We start from the raw sequence: 13149 nt of genomic DNA on the forward strand, positions 1-13149 counted from the left end.
CCATCCGCCATGCCGTCCAGACTCTCCGCCACCGTCGCCGCACTGGCCCTGACCGTCCTGCTGGGCGGCTGCCACAGCGCCAAGGCGCTGCTGCCGCCGAACCTGCGGCCGCCCTCGGAGAACACCGGCGACGCGCTGAAGCTGGCCCGGCTGCAATTGATGCAGGCCTCGCCGTGCTGCAGCAGCTTCGCCGACTTCTCCTATCGCAGCATGCTGCCGTGGCAGCCGCAGAAGTTCGTGCTGGGCAGCGGCAGCATGGTGGCCAACCTCAACGGCACGCAGAGCTACTTCCTCGCCTTCCGCCTGCCCACCGACGTGAAACTGCCGTACCAGGTCGCCCTGAAATCGGAATTGAACGGGCGCTGGCTGCACGCCAGCTACCTGTTCGCGCCCACCATCGTGCTGCTGGACGAGGGTTTCCAGCCGATCCGCTCCGAGGACATCGGCCTGTGCGAGCACATGGGCTGGAGCGACGAAAGCTCCGGCGCGTTCGGCAGCTTCAAGATCGACAACCAGCAGGCGCGCTACCTGCTGGTCTACAGCTCGGCCGAACAGCAGGCGGGCAAGACCTACTGGGAACAGTCGCCCGCCTCGATCTCCACTTCCAGCGCGGCGTCGCTGCAGATGAACTCCACCGGCAGCTTCAGCATCCCGCATGGCCCCGATGGCACGTTGTGGGTCGGCAAGATGAACAAGACCTACGAAAACGCCCTTGCCAACGCGATCTGCAAGAAGGCCGCCAAGGGCGACGGCGTGCTCAACACCCTGCGTACCGCCTTGCCGCTGCCGTGGAGCGGTGACAACGGCAAGCCCAACCATCACGGTTCGCCATGATCGCCCTCTATCTCGCCCTGCTGGCGAGCGGTATCGGCCTGTTCGTGCTTTCGTACGTCGCGCCGTTCCGGGTCGCCGCCCTGCTGCGCCGGCGCTACCCGGAGCACTGGCAGATCATCGCCCCGCCGGAGCACGGCGGGCTCTCGGGTTTCCGCATCTGGGCCCGCATGCAACAGGTGCTGCGCTCGCCGGCGCTGCCGGCCCTGGACGATGCGGCCATCGACCGCTGGCGTGGCGTATGGCGCTACAGCCAGTGGCTGGGCTGGCTATGCTGGCTCGGCGCGCTGGCGATGCGCCTGTGGCTGCACTGAGCAACCGGGGGATGTGACCATGCAACTGGATCTGACGGGTCGCCACGCGCTGGTCTGCGGTGCCTCGCAAGGCATCGGCCGTGCCAGCGCGATCGAGCTGGCCGGGCTTGGCGCCAGCGTCACCCTGCTGGCGCGCTCGAGCGATACGCTCGAGACCGTCGCCGGAAGCCTGCCGCGGACCCACGCCGCGCAGCGGCACGACTGGCGCAGCGTCGACATGCTGGACACCGCCCGCCTGCAGGCAACCGCGACGGAACTCGCCGCCGGCGCTCCGGTGCATATCCTGGTCAACAACAGCGGCGGCCCCCCGGGCGGCCCGGCCTGCAGCGCGGAGCCCGCGGCCTTCGAGGCGGCGTTCCGCCAGCACCTGCTGGCCGGCCAGGTGCTGCTGCAGGCGCTGCTGCCCGGCATGCGCGAGAGCGGCTACGGCCGCATCGTCAACGTGATCTCCACCTCGGTGAAGGAACCGATCGCCGGGCTCGGCGTATCCAACACCGTGCGCGCCGCGGTCGCCGGCTGGGCCAAGACCCTGTCCGCCGAACTGGCCGCCGACGGCATCACGGTCAACAACGTGCTGCCCGGCTACACCCGCACCCAGCGCCTCGACGGATTGCTTGCCGCGCAGGCCGCGGCCAGCGGACGCAACGAGGACGCGATCGCCCAGGCCATGCTGGCCTCGGTGCCGGCCCGCCGCTTCGGCGAAGCCGGTGAAGTGGCCGCGGTGATCGCGTTCCTGTGCACGCCTGCGGCCGCCTACGTCAACGGCGTCAGCATCGCGGTGGATGGCGGCCGCACCCGCGCGCTGAGTTGAGCCACTCGTCCCGCACCTCCCGCTTTTCCACTCGCTTCCCGCTTGCGCATACGCCGGCGTCCGGTGCAATTGCGGCACGCTGGTTTTAAGCTTGCACCGATGTCCATCCCGCGCCTAGCCAACCTGATCGACGGCCGCCTGCAGGCGCCGCAGCGCGACGCATGGCTGGACGTGCATGAACCGGCCACCGGCGCGGTGTTCGCCCATTGCCCCGATTCCGGCGCATCCGACGTCGCCGCTGCGGTGGCCGCCGCCGCTCGCGCCGCTCCAGGCTGGGCCAGTACGCCGGTCGAGCAGCGGGCGCGCCTGCTGCAGCGGCTGGCTGACCTGGTCGAGGAGCGGCTGGAGGAGTTCGCCGCGCTGGAATCGCGCGACAGCGGCAAGCCGCTGGGCCTCGCGCGCCGGCTCGACATCCCGCGCGCGGTCAGCAACCTGCGCTACTTCGCCGCCGCGATCATCGGCTGGGGCAGCGAATCGCACGCGATGGAAGCCGGCCCCACGGGCGCCGGCGCGATCAACTACACCTTGCGCCAGCCGCTCGGCGTGGTCGGCTGCATCAGCCCGTGGAACCTGCCGCTGTACCTGTTCACCTGGAAGATCGCGCCGGCCCTGGCCGCCGGCAACACGGTGGTAGCCAAGCCGTCGGAAGTGACACCGTGCACCGCCGCCCTGCTCGGCGAGCTGAGCATCGAGGCCGGTTTCCCGCCCGGCGTGCTGAACATCGTGCAGGGCCGCGGGCCCGGCGTCGGCCAGGCGATCGTCGAGCATCCCCGGGTCAAGGCGGTCTCCTTCACCGGCAGCACCGCCACCGGCGCGCACATCGCCGCCACCGCAGCCGCACAGTTCAAGAAGATCTCGCTGGAGATGGGCGGCAAGAATCCGGCGATCGTGTTCGCCGACGCCGATCTTTCCGACGCGAACCTGGACACCATCGTGCGCTCGGGCTTCGCCAACCAGGGCGAGATCTGCCTGTGCGGCTCGCGCCTGCTGGTGCAGCGGTCGATCTACGACACCTTCCGCCAGCGTTATCTGGCGCGCGTGCAGGCGCTGCGCGTGGGCGACCCGCGCGACGCCGGCAGCGACCTCGGCGCGATGGTCTCGCGGGCGCACTACGACAAGGTGCTCGGCTGCATCGAACAGGCTCGCGCCGAAGGCGGCCGCGTGCTGTACGGCGGTGAATCGATCAAATTGCCCGGCCGCTGCGCCGACGGCTGGTTCATCGCGCCGACCGTGATCGAAGGCCTGCCGTCCGCGTCGCCGACCAACCAGCAGGAGATCTTCGGCCCGGTGGTCAGCCTGATCCCGTTCGAGGACGAGATGGAGGCGCTGGCGATCGCCAACGACAGCCGCTACGGCCTGGCCGCCTCGCTGTGGACGCAGGATCTCTCACGCGCGCACCGGCTTGCCGGCCGGCTCGAGTTCGGCATCGTGTGGATCAACTGCTGGCTACTGCGCGACCTGCGCACGCCGTTCGGCGGCGCCAAGCAATCCGGGCTCGGCCGCGAGGGCGGCAACGAGGCGCTGCACTTCTTCACCGAGCCGAAAAACGTCTGCATCGCCTACGGCGCGTCGTCCGTACACCCCTAGGGCGCGCGAGTGCGCGGGCCCCATACCCGGAATCCCGATGAACTCACTGAAAGACCTGCTCGCCAACAACCGCCGCTGGGCCGCACAGGTCACCGCGCAGGATCCGACCTTTTTCGAGCAGCTCTCGCAGCAGCAGGCGCCACGCTACCTGTGGATCGGCTGCTCGGACTCGCGCGTGCCAGCCACCCAGATCGTCGACCTGCCGCCGGGCGAGATCTTCGTGCATCGCAACGTCGCCAACGTGGTGGTGCATACCGACCTCAACGCGCTAAGCACGATCCAGTTCGCGGTCGACGTGCTGCAGGTGAAGCACATCCTGGTGGTGGGCCACTACGGCTGCGGCGGCGTCGGCGCGGTGCTGAAGGAAAGCCGGCTGGGCCTGATCGACAACTGGCTGCGGCACATCACCGACATCGCCATGAAGCATGCCGACAAGCTCGATCCGGCGCAGTCATTCGCGATGCGCCATGCGCACCTGTGCGAACTGAACGCACTGGAACAGGCGCTCAACGTGTGCCACACCACCGTGGTGCGCGAAGCGTGGGAGCGCGGCCAGCAGTTGGCGGTGCACGCCTGGATCTACGGCCTGGACAACGGCCACATCCACGACCTGGGCCTCGACGTGCGCAGCCGTGAGCAATTGCCCGAGGCCTACCACCAGGCGATAACCCAGCTGACCCGTCGCTGGGAAGGTGCTGCATGAGCGACGACAGCATCCGCACCGATGCCGCCCCCGCGCCGGTCGGCGCCTACCCGCACGCGCGGCGCGCCGGCAACCTGCTTTTCCTGTCCGGCGTCGGCCCGCGCCAGCCGGGCAGCAACGCGATCCCCGGCAACGTCCACGACGCGGGCGGCCGGCTGGTCGGCTACGACATCGAGGCGCAGTGCCGGCAGGTGTTCGCCAACGTGCGGGCGGTGCTGGAAGCCAGCGGGGTGCACTGGGAGGATCTGGTCGACGTCACCGTGTTTCTCACCGACATGAAGCGCGACTTCGCCGCCTACAACCGGCTTTACGCCGAGTATTTCGCCGGTGTCGGCGCCTGCCGCACCACCGTGGGCATCGACACGCTGCCCACGCCGATCGCGATCGAGCTGAAGTGCGTCGCCTTGATCCCGGCACGCGATCCGCAAAGATAGACACCCCGCCGGCTTGCGCCGGCAGGGTTCCGATTCACCGCGAGCCGGTCAATCAGCCAGCCGTCGACGCCGCGGCCGGAGCAGCTTCGGCTGCGGGCTTGGCGCTCTTGTGGCTGTGATGCTTGTGGTGCGACTTCTTGTGATGCATGGCCTTCGGTGCATCGGCCTTGGGTGCCTCGGTGGCAGCCGGTGCGGCAGCCGGAGCCGGGGTTGAGGCCGGGGCCGCCTGCTGCGCGGGAGCCGCGGCAGCCTGGGCCAACACGGAACCGGAAAGCGCCACGCCAGCCACCAGCAGGGAAGCAAACAGAACTTTACGCATCATGATGTCGAGCCTCGGACTAATGAGTTATCGCGAACCCGGCCGGAACCCGGCAACTCGGGTGGCGCGACGGGACCGACGATGCGACGCTCACGGGATACTGAAACTGAACAGGTTGCGGGATGCGCTGTGCGACGGTCGCGCAGGATCTTGACTTTCGCTTCGTCCGATCCTTGTCGCAATTACTTGCGAACGGCCAGACAGGTCCGCAGCAACTGGCCGATCAACGCCTGCACCTCCGGCGCCTTCGCCTCGTCGTAGGCGAAGCTGTCCTCATCCATGTAATTGAGCTGTGCCAACTCCAGTTGCACGGCCTGCACGCCGGCGGACGGACGGCCATAGTGGCGCGTGATATAGCCGCCCTTGAAGCGGCCATTGACGGCAACACTGAAGCGCGACTGCGCTTCCAGGCAGGCCTGCAACTGCTCCTGCAGCGCCGCGCCGCAACTCGCCCCGGCCGCCGTGCCCAGGTTGAAATCCGGCAGGCGGCCCTCGAACAGCATCGGCACCCGACTGCGGATCGAATGCCCTTCCCACAGCACCGCATGGCCATGCTCGGCGCATAGCCTTGCAAGTTCTTGCGATATGGCCTGGTGATAGGGTTGCCAGAAGTCGTTTATCCGCCGTTTAACTTCCGCTGCATCCGGCTCGTTCCCTTCCAGGTACAGCGGCTCGCCGTCGAAGCCGATCGTCGATGCCAGGCCGGTTTCGCGCTGCCCCGGGTACAACGCGTGGCCGTCGGCGGGGCGGTTCAGGTCGATCACGTAGCGCGAGGCCTTCGGCCTCAGCACGCTGGCGCCCAGCGCCTGCGCCAGCGGTTCGTACAACCGGCCCACGTGCCAGTCGGTGTCGGGCGAGCGGCGCGCCGCCGGATGCATCCGTGCGGCGATGTCGTCGGGAATGAAGCTGCCGTCGTGCGGCAGGCTGATCAACAGCGGCACGCGGCCGCGCCGCAAGGTGAAGGTATCCATCGGCGCATTGTAGCCGCTGGGAAATCGGCACCTGGACTCCCCCTCGGTCCGGCCAGCGCCGCGAAACCGCTACAGGCGGAAGCGTGCCGGCGCGTAAGGCGTCGCATCGATGGCGGCCGGCGCGCCGGCGAGCATCGCCGCAACGAGTTCGCCGGTCGCCGCCGACATGCTGACGCCGAGCATGCCGTGCGCGGTGGCCAGCAGCAGGTTCGACCATCGCGTGCTGGGCCCGATGATCGGAATCTCGTCCACGCTCATCGGTCGCCAGCCCCACCACTCCTCCTGCAGCTCGGGCCCCTCCGGCTCGTGCAGGCCGGTGGCCGCGCCACGCCGCAAGGCATCGAGCCGGGTGCGATTGAGGCCTTCGGCGTAACCGGAGAACTCCATCGTGCTGCCCAGCCGGTAGCCGCTGCGCCAGGTGGTGACGCAGACCGACGCCTCGCGCAACACCAGTGCGTGCCGTGGCGCGCGGGCCGGCCGCGTATAGGTCAGCGAATATCCTTTGCCAGGCTGCATCGGCAGGCGCAGGCCCAGCTGCTTCGCCAGCAGCGGCGACCATGCGCCCAGCGCCAGCACCACCCGCTCGCCCTGGAATGCGCCGCGGCTGCTGTACACCGTGTCGATGCGGCCATGGCCAGCGTCGAACCGCTCGACCCGCGCGCCGCTCTCGATCACGCCGCCCAGCTCGACCACCCGCCGCGCCAACTCGGCCGCGTAGCGGTCCGGCCGCAACCGCGCGTCGCCGGGATGGTACAGCCCGCCCGCCACGCCCGGCTTCAGCGCCGGCTCCATTGACTCGACCTGCTCGCCGCGCAGGCGCTGCACCTCGATGCCGCAGCGTTCCAGCACGGCGACATGCTCGCGTTCGTCCGCCGCCAGTTTTCGCGCGGTGCGGTAGACGTACAACTCGCCCTCCTCGGCGAATTCGCAGTCGAGGCCTTCCCCGCGGACCAGCTCGGCCAGCAGCTGGCGCGAGCGCTGCAGGATCGCCGCCCGCGCCGTGGCCGCGGCAGCGAAGTCGCGCCAGTTGCAGTGCCGCGCGAAACCCAGCAGCCAGCGCAGCCGCGGACCGTCGAAGCGGGGGTTGAGATACAACGGGGCATCGGCGCTCAGCATCGAACGCAGCGCCATGCCGACCACTCCCGGCATCGTCAGCGGCGGCGCATGGCTGGGCGTGATCGTGCCGCAATTGCCGTGCGAACTGCCGCAGCCGGGCGTGCCCTGTTCCAGCACCCGCACGCGGGCGCCCGCCTTCAGCAGGAACAGCGCGCTCGCCAGGCCGATGACGCCGCCGCCAAGGATCAACACGTCGCTGCGCGAAGTATTCATGCACCCATTGTAGCCAGCCGGGCCGGAACCGCCCGCCTCCGCACGCTTGCGCGGCTGGTGAGCCACGCCATGCCTTCCCTGCTGCCTCGCCCGTGCGCGCCCGGATCCAGCCGCTCGCCGCCGCGGCCGCCGAGCCGGTACTTGCCCGGCGGCGGGTCCGGGGAGCACGCTGGGCGCAAACCGTTCCGAGGCCTGGCCATGCCGAAGCAGAGGCTCTTCCCGCTGGCTTTCATCGCGATGTGCCTCGCAGCATCATCGAGAGCCCCCGCGCTGGCACAGGATTACAGCCCGGCTGCGGTCGACATGTTCCGTGGCCTGAAACAGCAGCCCAACGATCTGGCCCGCTACGACTACCTGTTCGGCGCGATACCGAAACTTCCGGTCAACGACCAGCAACTGGCGATGCAGATGTTCGCCTCGGTCGAGAACGAACTGGGGCTCTACAACGAGGCTCTCCACGACTTTCCGCTGAAGAGCCGCGTCAAGCCGGACACCACCCTGCCGACGCCAAGCGAGTGGAAGGCCGCCGATGCCGCCGAGGCCATCGCCAGGCTGGCCTCCGACCGCCGGCTGGTCCTGATCAACGAGGCGCACCACGACGCCCATACCCGGCTCTTGACACTGGCCCTGCTGCCCCGCCTGCGCGCGCTCGGGTTCGACTATTTTGCCGTCGAGGCCCTCTCGGGCAAGGACGACCGGCTGGCGCAACGCGGCTATCCGGTCGAGGAAAGCGGCACGATGTACCTGCACGAACCCGTCTACGGCGAGATCGTGCGGACCGCGCTCAAGCTGGGCTTCATCCTGGTTGCCTACGATGCGGACGCCGGCGCGACGCAGGACCGCGAGGCCGGCCAGGCGAACAATCTCTATCGGGAAGTATTCGCCAGGGACCCCCACGCCAAACTCTTCGTGCATGCCGGCTACGCGCACATCGACAAGGCGAGGGGGCGTCTCGGCAAGGCCCAGCCGATGGCCATGTACCTGCAGCGGCTGAGCGGCATCGAGCCGTTGTCGATCGACCAGACCCAGTTCCGCGAGCAGATCCCCCCGGAGCAGGACGCCTACCGGCAACTGGTCACGGACTTTCCGCCCGACGGCCCCATCGTGCTGGTCAACCGCAGCACCGGCCAGCCCTGGAGCGCCCAGCCCGGCCTGTACGACGTCAACGTGTTGCTGCCCCCCGCCGACACCGGCGGCGTCCAGAGCGGTTTCATCCAGCCCCTGACGACCGTGCACGACGCCGACCGCGACCAGCTCCAGCTGGTGCGCCGCCTCGAAAAGCTGCGCCCCGCCTGGCTGACGCTGCGCGGCGAACGCATCCCGTATGCGATCGGCACCACGCTGTGCAGGACGACCTTCCCCTGCGTCGTCGACGCCCATTACAGCGACGAGCCCGACGAGGCCGTCGCCGCCGACCGCTACGCGTTCATGCAGGGCGATGCGACAAGCCGGCTGTATCTGCGCCCGGGCAGTTATCGCCTGCGCGCGCGGGATATCCGCGGCCGGACCTTGTCCCGGCAGGTCATTACCGTCGGCAAGCGCTGAGGCTGCCCTTGATACGGGCCTCCGGAATGCCTCCCGCAATCAAAATATCCGAGCGGTTTCGATCCACGCCGGCCATGCGCGTGCCGGTGCGGTTCAACCTGACGTCGCTTGCGGATGGATCGGCGGAGGCAAAGCTGACAAGTTGAATTCAAAAAACACGGAAGCGAATTGATTTGCATGTGAATTATTGAATTGATAACCTCGGCGCACTCCACGCCGAGGCTATCCCGTGAGTCCGCAGCCCGTCGCCCGATTCGCCCAGTCGCTGCCACGGCTCGCGCGCGCGGCGTGGCTGCTCACGGTGATCGCCTTGCTGTCCGCCTGCGCCGGCAGCCCGCATCGGCGCCAGCCTGCCGGAACCTCGCATTCGACACTCGCCGACCTGCCGCCACGCGCGCCTTCCGCCGCCAGTGCCGGCGAGGCGAACGACATCCTGTTCCGCGCGATCGGCCTGGTCGGCACGCCATACCGCTGGGGCGGCAACACGCCCGCCGGCGGCTTCGACTGCAGCGGCCTGGTCGATTACATCTACCGCACCGCCGCCGGCATCAGGTTGCCGCGCACCTCGTCCGACATGGCCGCGATGGACGGCCGCAAGGTGCGCCAGATGACCCAGCTGGCCAGCGGCGACCTGGTGTTCTTCGCCATCGGCGGGGCGATCAGCCACGTGGGGGTTTACGTCGGCAAGGGCCGCTTCGTGCATGCGCCGAACAGCGGCGGCACGGTGCGGCTGGACGACATCGACGGGCCGTACTGGGGAAGCCATTTCGCCTATGGCAAGCGGGTGCTGGATTGAGGCTGGCTTGCGGCCGCTTTGCGCGACCGGATGCGAGGAGCGGGGTATGAAGCGAACCTCGGCTCCCACTCCAACGCTCCCCTGCAGGGGGTGGGGGCAAACGAAACGGCGCCCGAAGGCGCCGTCGGTTTTACTCGATGAAGCGCACTTCAGTGCGCTTCGGCACCCGGCGCGTGGGCGTGGCCGTGCTGGATCTCTTCCTCGGTGGCCTCGCGCACTTCGCCGATGGCGACGTCGAAATGCAGCGTCTTGCCGGCCATCGGGTGGTTCAGGTCGACGTCGACCGCGCTCATGCCGACCTTGTGCACGGTCACCGCGCGTTGCCCGCCGTTCTTCAACTGCAGCACGGTGGTCATGCCCGGCTTGAGGCGGCCGGCCTGCGTAAAATATTTCTTCGACATGCGCTGGATCTGGCCTTCCTGACGCTCGCCGTAACCCTCGGCCGGCGCCACGTCCACGCTCAGCGACTCACCGGCCTCGTGGCCGTCCAGCGCCGCCTCCAGCCCGGGAATCAGCTGGCCGTGGCCGAGCAGTATCCACAGCTGCTCGTCGCGGTCGTGCGAGCTCTCCACCTTCTCGCCATCCACCGTCAACGTGTAATGGATCGCGATGACCTTGTCCTTGCCAGCCTTCATTGCCTGTCTCGTCGGGAATCAAACTGCGAATTCTAGCAGCCGGCGGCCCCTCCGGTACCGGCAACGCAGGTTGCTGCGGCACAACATTGACTCACCCGCCCCGACTCGCAGTTTTTCGCGGATCGGTACACCACGCCCCCCGCGAGGATCGAGCGATCGGCAGACACTGCAGGCGCGTACGACTCCGGGGGCCGAGGCAGACGCCGTCTACCCGACCGCCTGGGAGGGCCGCTTGCCGCTACGCTGCTGGGCGCCATCGGCCTGATCGCCAGGTCCGGCGCCTATGCCGCCACCCCACGCGAGTGCAAGCCCAGGCCACGGGCTAGATCGCCCCGACCGCGAGGGCCGGCTGCATCGGCCTCGACGTTCAACTCCGGCGGCTGCGGCGCGGCCAGTGCCGCCGGCGACTACGGCTACTCGCACACCGATGTGGCGGCGGCGTTCGACCCCGTCGGCGTGACCTGCCGGTAACCGGAGCGGCAGCAACCCGCGAGGGCCGGCCCGACGGGCCGGCCCTCGTCTCCGGTGCAGGCGCAAGTTCGACAAAGCCGGCCGCGTCGATGACACTGCACGCGTGATGCAACCGCCATGGCGCGATGGACCGGTATCTTTCCATGGCGCACCACGGGAAACGTCCGGGCGGAGATCCGCGAGTCGCCACCGCCAGGAAACCGGAACCGGATGAACCGTCTTGCCCGCCAGCGCATCGCCAGCCTGTACGACGGCCGTCTGCAGCGCTGCTACGTCCGGACCAAGCTGGCCAGCGATCCGGTCTACGCCGCCGTCACCGCGCTCGTGGCGGGCAGCGCGTTGCCGCTGCTCGACATCGGTTGCGGCATCGGCCTGCTCGGACAGTATCTGCATGCGCACGGACATGCCCTGCCCTACCTCGGAGTGGACCACGACCCGCGCAAGATCGCCGCCGGCCGGCGTGCCGTGCAACGCGCCGGGCTGGCCGCGACGATGGGCCTGCATCGCGCCGACGTGACCGAACTGCCGACGACGCGCGGCCATGTCGCGCTGCTCGACGTGCTGCACTACCTGCCGGCCGGGCGCCAGCGCGAGCTGCTGCAGGCCGCCACCCGGCACCTCGCGGCGCAGGGCCGCCTGGTCATCCGCAACGTGCTGCGCGAGGACAACTGGCGCTTCCATGCCACCCGGGTCGAGGAGTTCTTCCTGTCCAGCTCCGGCTGGATTCCCGGCGGCGCCCAGCACTATCCGACAGCCGCCGAAGTGTGCGCCTCCCTCAGGGATGCCGGGCTCGACGTGCGCATCGAGCCGCTGCGCGGGCTCACTCCGTTCAACAGTTACCTGATCGTGGCGCAGCCGACGGGATCCGACGGCGGATTCCCGCCATGATCCGGTCGACTAGGCCCTGCGTTGGCCGAAGCCCACGCCGCGCGCCTCCGGCCCCAGCCACAGCAGTACCGCCAGCAGCAGCGCCACCAGCACCATCCACAATGCCATCGCGAACGCCAGGTCGCCGCCATGCCGTTGCGCCAGCCAGGCCTGCGCGGTAGCGGTAACCGCCGCCAGCAGGTTGCCCATCTGGTAGGCAAACCCCGGCAAGGTGCCGCGCACCGCTTCCGGCGACAGCTCGTTCAGATGGGTCGGCACCACGCCCCAGGCGCCCTGCACCATCACCTGGATCAGGAACGCGCCCAGCCCCAACAGGATCAGCGAGCCGCCGTACATCCACAGCGGAATCACCGGTATCGCCAGCAAGGCGGCGATCATCATCGCCCGGCGCCGGCCGATCCGCTCCGACAGCGCGCCGAAATACAGGCCGCCCGCCAGCGCGCCGAGATTCAGCAGCGCCACCAGCACGAAGGCCGTGGCGGAGCCGGTGGGCAGGTGCAGGCTGGTCTCCTCGAAGGTGTGGTACATGTCCTGCGAGCCATGGCTGAACATGTTGAACGCCATCATCAGCAGCATCAGGTAGACCGCCAGCTTCCAGTGCCCGCGCATCGCCTCCAGCAGGCCGGGGCGCTGCGCCGCCCGCGCGCCTTCCTTCCATATCGCCGATTCCGGCACCTTGCGGCGGATGTACAGCACCAGCAGCGCCGGCAGCGCGCCGACCACGAACAGGCCGCGCCAGCCGATGTGGTCGACCAGCAGCCAGTTCGCCAGGGCAGCGAGGAAAAAGCCGCACGGGTAGCCGCTCTGCAGCAGGCCCGACACCGCGCCGCGGGCCTTCGCCGGTATCGACTCCATCGCCAGCGAGGCGCCGATGCCCCATTCGCCGCCCATCGCGACGCCGAACAGGAAGCGCAACACCAGCAAAGCGGTGAGCGACGAGGCGAATGCCGTGGCGAGCTCGAACAGCGAGAACAGGACCACGTCGAGCATCAGGATCGGCCGCCGCCCGAAGCGGTCGGCCAGCCGCCCGAACAGCAGCGCGCCCAGCGGCCGTGCCGCCAGGGTCAGGAACAGCGCATAGGTGATCCTGGTCGTGCCCACGTCGAACTCCTTCGCCACGGTGACGATGACGAAGGTCAGCAGGAAATAGTCGAACGCATCCAGCGTCCAGCCCAGGAAACTGGCCAGCACCGTATGCCGCTGGGTGGCATCGAGTTCACGCAAGGGCGCAAACAGGGACATCGGCCTCTCCTCGAATAAGATGTCGCGCAGCGGGCGCGCCCGCGACGATGGTACCGTGCAGCCGATGGCGCAGGCGGCCGCCAACGCCGATAACCGGATCCGGTGGATTCGCATCGGTTCGACGCCAGCCGGGTCGTGGCGCGGCCGCCTCACTGAATCGATATCCGTGCACCGTTCAGCCTGATGCCGCGCCATCGCACGGTGCGCCGGCGAATCGGCTATACTCGCCGGCGCAGTCATCACCTTGGCTGCTGCGACGCACCGTCGCCCCCT

At 68.9% G+C, this 13149-nt stretch carries 14 protein-coding genes; 9 read left to right on the forward strand and 5 right to left on the reverse strand.

The annotated features are described in order from the left end of the window. Positions 1-9 precede the first annotated feature (9 nt). The 6 genes from AC3WRN_RS11590 to AC3WRN_RS11615 all read left to right on the forward strand — a co-directional run bounded on the left by AC3WRN_RS11590 (position 10) and on the right by AC3WRN_RS11615 (position 4680). A complete protein-coding gene (locus AC3WRN_RS11590; RefSeq protein ID WP_492623070.1) occupies positions 10-834 on the forward strand; it encodes a MalM family protein in 825 nt (274 codons plus the stop codon). Next, positions 831-1145 carry a hypothetical protein gene (locus AC3WRN_RS11595; protein ID WP_492623071.1) on the forward strand — a complete coding sequence of 105 codons (315 nt, stop codon included), beginning with the start codon at positions 831-833 and terminating at the stop codon, positions 1143-1145. The genes AC3WRN_RS11590 and AC3WRN_RS11595 overlap by 4 nt, the downstream gene beginning before the upstream one ends. 19 nt (positions 1146-1164) lie before the next feature. Then, the gene (locus tag AC3WRN_RS11600; protein WP_492623072.1) at positions 1165-1956 is read left to right on the forward strand and encodes an SDR family oxidoreductase; all 792 of its coding nucleotides are present in this window, start codon (positions 1165-1167) and stop codon (positions 1954-1956) included. A 99-nt stretch (positions 1957-2055) separates the two neighbouring features. Continuing rightward, entirely contained in the window at positions 2056-3543 is a 1488-nt protein-coding gene (locus AC3WRN_RS11605; protein ID WP_492623073.1) for an aldehyde dehydrogenase, read from the forward strand. A gap of 37 nt (positions 3544-3580) precedes the next feature. Then, entirely contained in the window at positions 3581-4246 is a 666-nt protein-coding gene (can, locus tag AC3WRN_RS11610; protein WP_492623074.1) for a carbonate dehydratase, read from the forward strand. After that, entirely contained in the window at positions 4243-4680 is a 438-nt protein-coding gene (locus AC3WRN_RS11615; protein WP_492623075.1) for a RidA family protein, read from the forward strand. The genes can and AC3WRN_RS11615 overlap by 4 nt, the downstream gene beginning before the upstream one ends. Positions 4681-4732: 52 nt before the next feature. Here the strand turns inward: AC3WRN_RS11615 and AC3WRN_RS11620 are convergent, their stop codons facing one another. The 3 genes from AC3WRN_RS11620 to AC3WRN_RS11630 all read right to left on the reverse strand — a co-directional run bounded on the left by AC3WRN_RS11620 (position 4733) and on the right by AC3WRN_RS11630 (position 7299). Beyond that, positions 4733-5002: a hypothetical protein gene (locus tag AC3WRN_RS11620; RefSeq protein WP_492623076.1), complete on the reverse strand. Its 270-nt coding sequence runs from the start codon at positions 5000-5002 to the stop codon at positions 4733-4735. 179 nt (positions 5003-5181) lie between these two features. Continuing rightward, positions 5182-5970 carry an N-formylglutamate deformylase gene (hutG, locus tag AC3WRN_RS11625; RefSeq protein ID WP_492623077.1) on the reverse strand — a complete coding sequence of 263 codons (789 nt, stop codon included), beginning with the start codon at positions 5968-5970 and terminating at the stop codon, positions 5182-5184. A gap of 69 nt (positions 5971-6039) precedes the next feature. Then, positions 6040-7299, reverse strand: a complete 1260-nt coding sequence (locus AC3WRN_RS11630; RefSeq protein WP_492623078.1) for an NAD(P)/FAD-dependent oxidoreductase — start codon at positions 7297-7299, stop codon at positions 6040-6042. Between the two features lie 69 nt (positions 7300-7368). On the opposite strand from AC3WRN_RS11630, the gene AC3WRN_RS11635 reads away from it, so the two are divergent. Together AC3WRN_RS11635 and AC3WRN_RS11640 are read left to right on the forward strand one after the other, a co-directional pair. After that, positions 7369-8844, forward strand: coding sequence for a hypothetical protein (locus tag AC3WRN_RS11635; RefSeq protein ID WP_492623079.1), 1476 nt, complete (start codon positions 7369-7371; stop codon positions 8842-8844). 265 nt (positions 8845-9109) lie between these two features. Further along, positions 9110-9640, forward strand: coding sequence for a C40 family peptidase (locus AC3WRN_RS11640; RefSeq protein ID WP_082823595.1), 531 nt, complete (start codon positions 9110-9112; stop codon positions 9638-9640). Between the two features lie 149 nt (positions 9641-9789). Here the strand turns inward: AC3WRN_RS11640 and AC3WRN_RS11645 are convergent, their stop codons facing one another. Next, positions 9790-10275, reverse strand: a complete 486-nt coding sequence (locus tag AC3WRN_RS11645) for an FKBP-type peptidyl-prolyl cis-trans isomerase (RefSeq protein ID WP_068090683.1) — start codon at positions 10273-10275, stop codon at positions 9790-9792. Positions 10276-10956: 681 nt separating this feature from the next. Here AC3WRN_RS11645 and AC3WRN_RS11650 point away from each other — a divergent pair. Beyond that, positions 10957-11634 carry a class I SAM-dependent methyltransferase gene (locus AC3WRN_RS11650; protein WP_492623080.1) on the forward strand — a complete coding sequence of 226 codons (678 nt, stop codon included), beginning with the start codon at positions 10957-10959 and terminating at the stop codon, positions 11632-11634. Positions 11635-11643: 9 nt separating this feature from the next. On the opposite strand, the gene AC3WRN_RS11655 is transcribed toward AC3WRN_RS11650, so the two are convergent. After that, positions 11644-12876, reverse strand: a complete 1233-nt coding sequence (locus AC3WRN_RS11655) for an MFS transporter (RefSeq protein WP_492623081.1) — start codon at positions 12874-12876, stop codon at positions 11644-11646. Positions 12877-13149: the final 273 nt, after the last annotated feature.

Source organism: Rhodanobacter sp. FW101-FHT13A11 (assembly GCF_058790335.1).

Coding starts and splice junctions, on each gene's coding strand:
- AC3WRN_RS11590 (WP_492623070.1), top strand. CDS start 10: ATGCCGTCCAGACTCTCCGCCACCGTCGCCGCACTGGCCCTGACCGTC.
- AC3WRN_RS11630 (WP_492623078.1), bottom strand. CDS start 7,299: ATGAATACTTCGCGCAGCGACGTGTTGATCCTTGGCGGCGGCGTCATC.
- AC3WRN_RS11620 (WP_492623076.1), bottom strand. CDS start 5,002: ATGATGCGTAAAGTTCTGTTTGCTTCCCTGCTGGTGGCTGGCGTGGCG.
- can (WP_492623074.1), top strand. CDS start 3,581: ATGAACTCACTGAAAGACCTGCTCGCCAACAACCGCCGCTGGGCCGCA.
- AC3WRN_RS11595 (WP_492623071.1), top strand. CDS start 831: ATGATCGCCCTCTATCTCGCCCTGCTGGCGAGCGGTATCGGCCTGTTC.
- hutG (WP_492623077.1), bottom strand. CDS start 5,970: ATGGATACCTTCACCTTGCGGCGCGGCCGCGTGCCGCTGTTGATCAGC.
- AC3WRN_RS11635 (WP_492623079.1), top strand. CDS start 7,369: ATGCCTTCCCTGCTGCCTCGCCCGTGCGCGCCCGGATCCAGCCGCTCG.
- AC3WRN_RS11605 (WP_492623073.1), top strand. CDS start 2,056: ATGTCCATCCCGCGCCTAGCCAACCTGATCGACGGCCGCCTGCAGGCG.
- AC3WRN_RS11650 (WP_492623080.1), top strand. CDS start 10,957: ATGAACCGTCTTGCCCGCCAGCGCATCGCCAGCCTGTACGACGGCCGT.
- AC3WRN_RS11615 (WP_492623075.1), top strand. CDS start 4,243: ATGAGCGACGACAGCATCCGCACCGATGCCGCCCCCGCGCCGGTCGGC.
- AC3WRN_RS11600 (WP_492623072.1), top strand. CDS start 1,165: ATGCAACTGGATCTGACGGGTCGCCACGCGCTGGTCTGCGGTGCCTCG.
- AC3WRN_RS11645 (WP_068090683.1), bottom strand. CDS start 10,275: ATGAAGGCTGGCAAGGACAAGGTCATCGCGATCCATTACACGTTGACG.
- AC3WRN_RS11655 (WP_492623081.1), bottom strand. CDS start 12,876: ATGTCCCTGTTTGCGCCCTTGCGTGAACTCGATGCCACCCAGCGGCAT.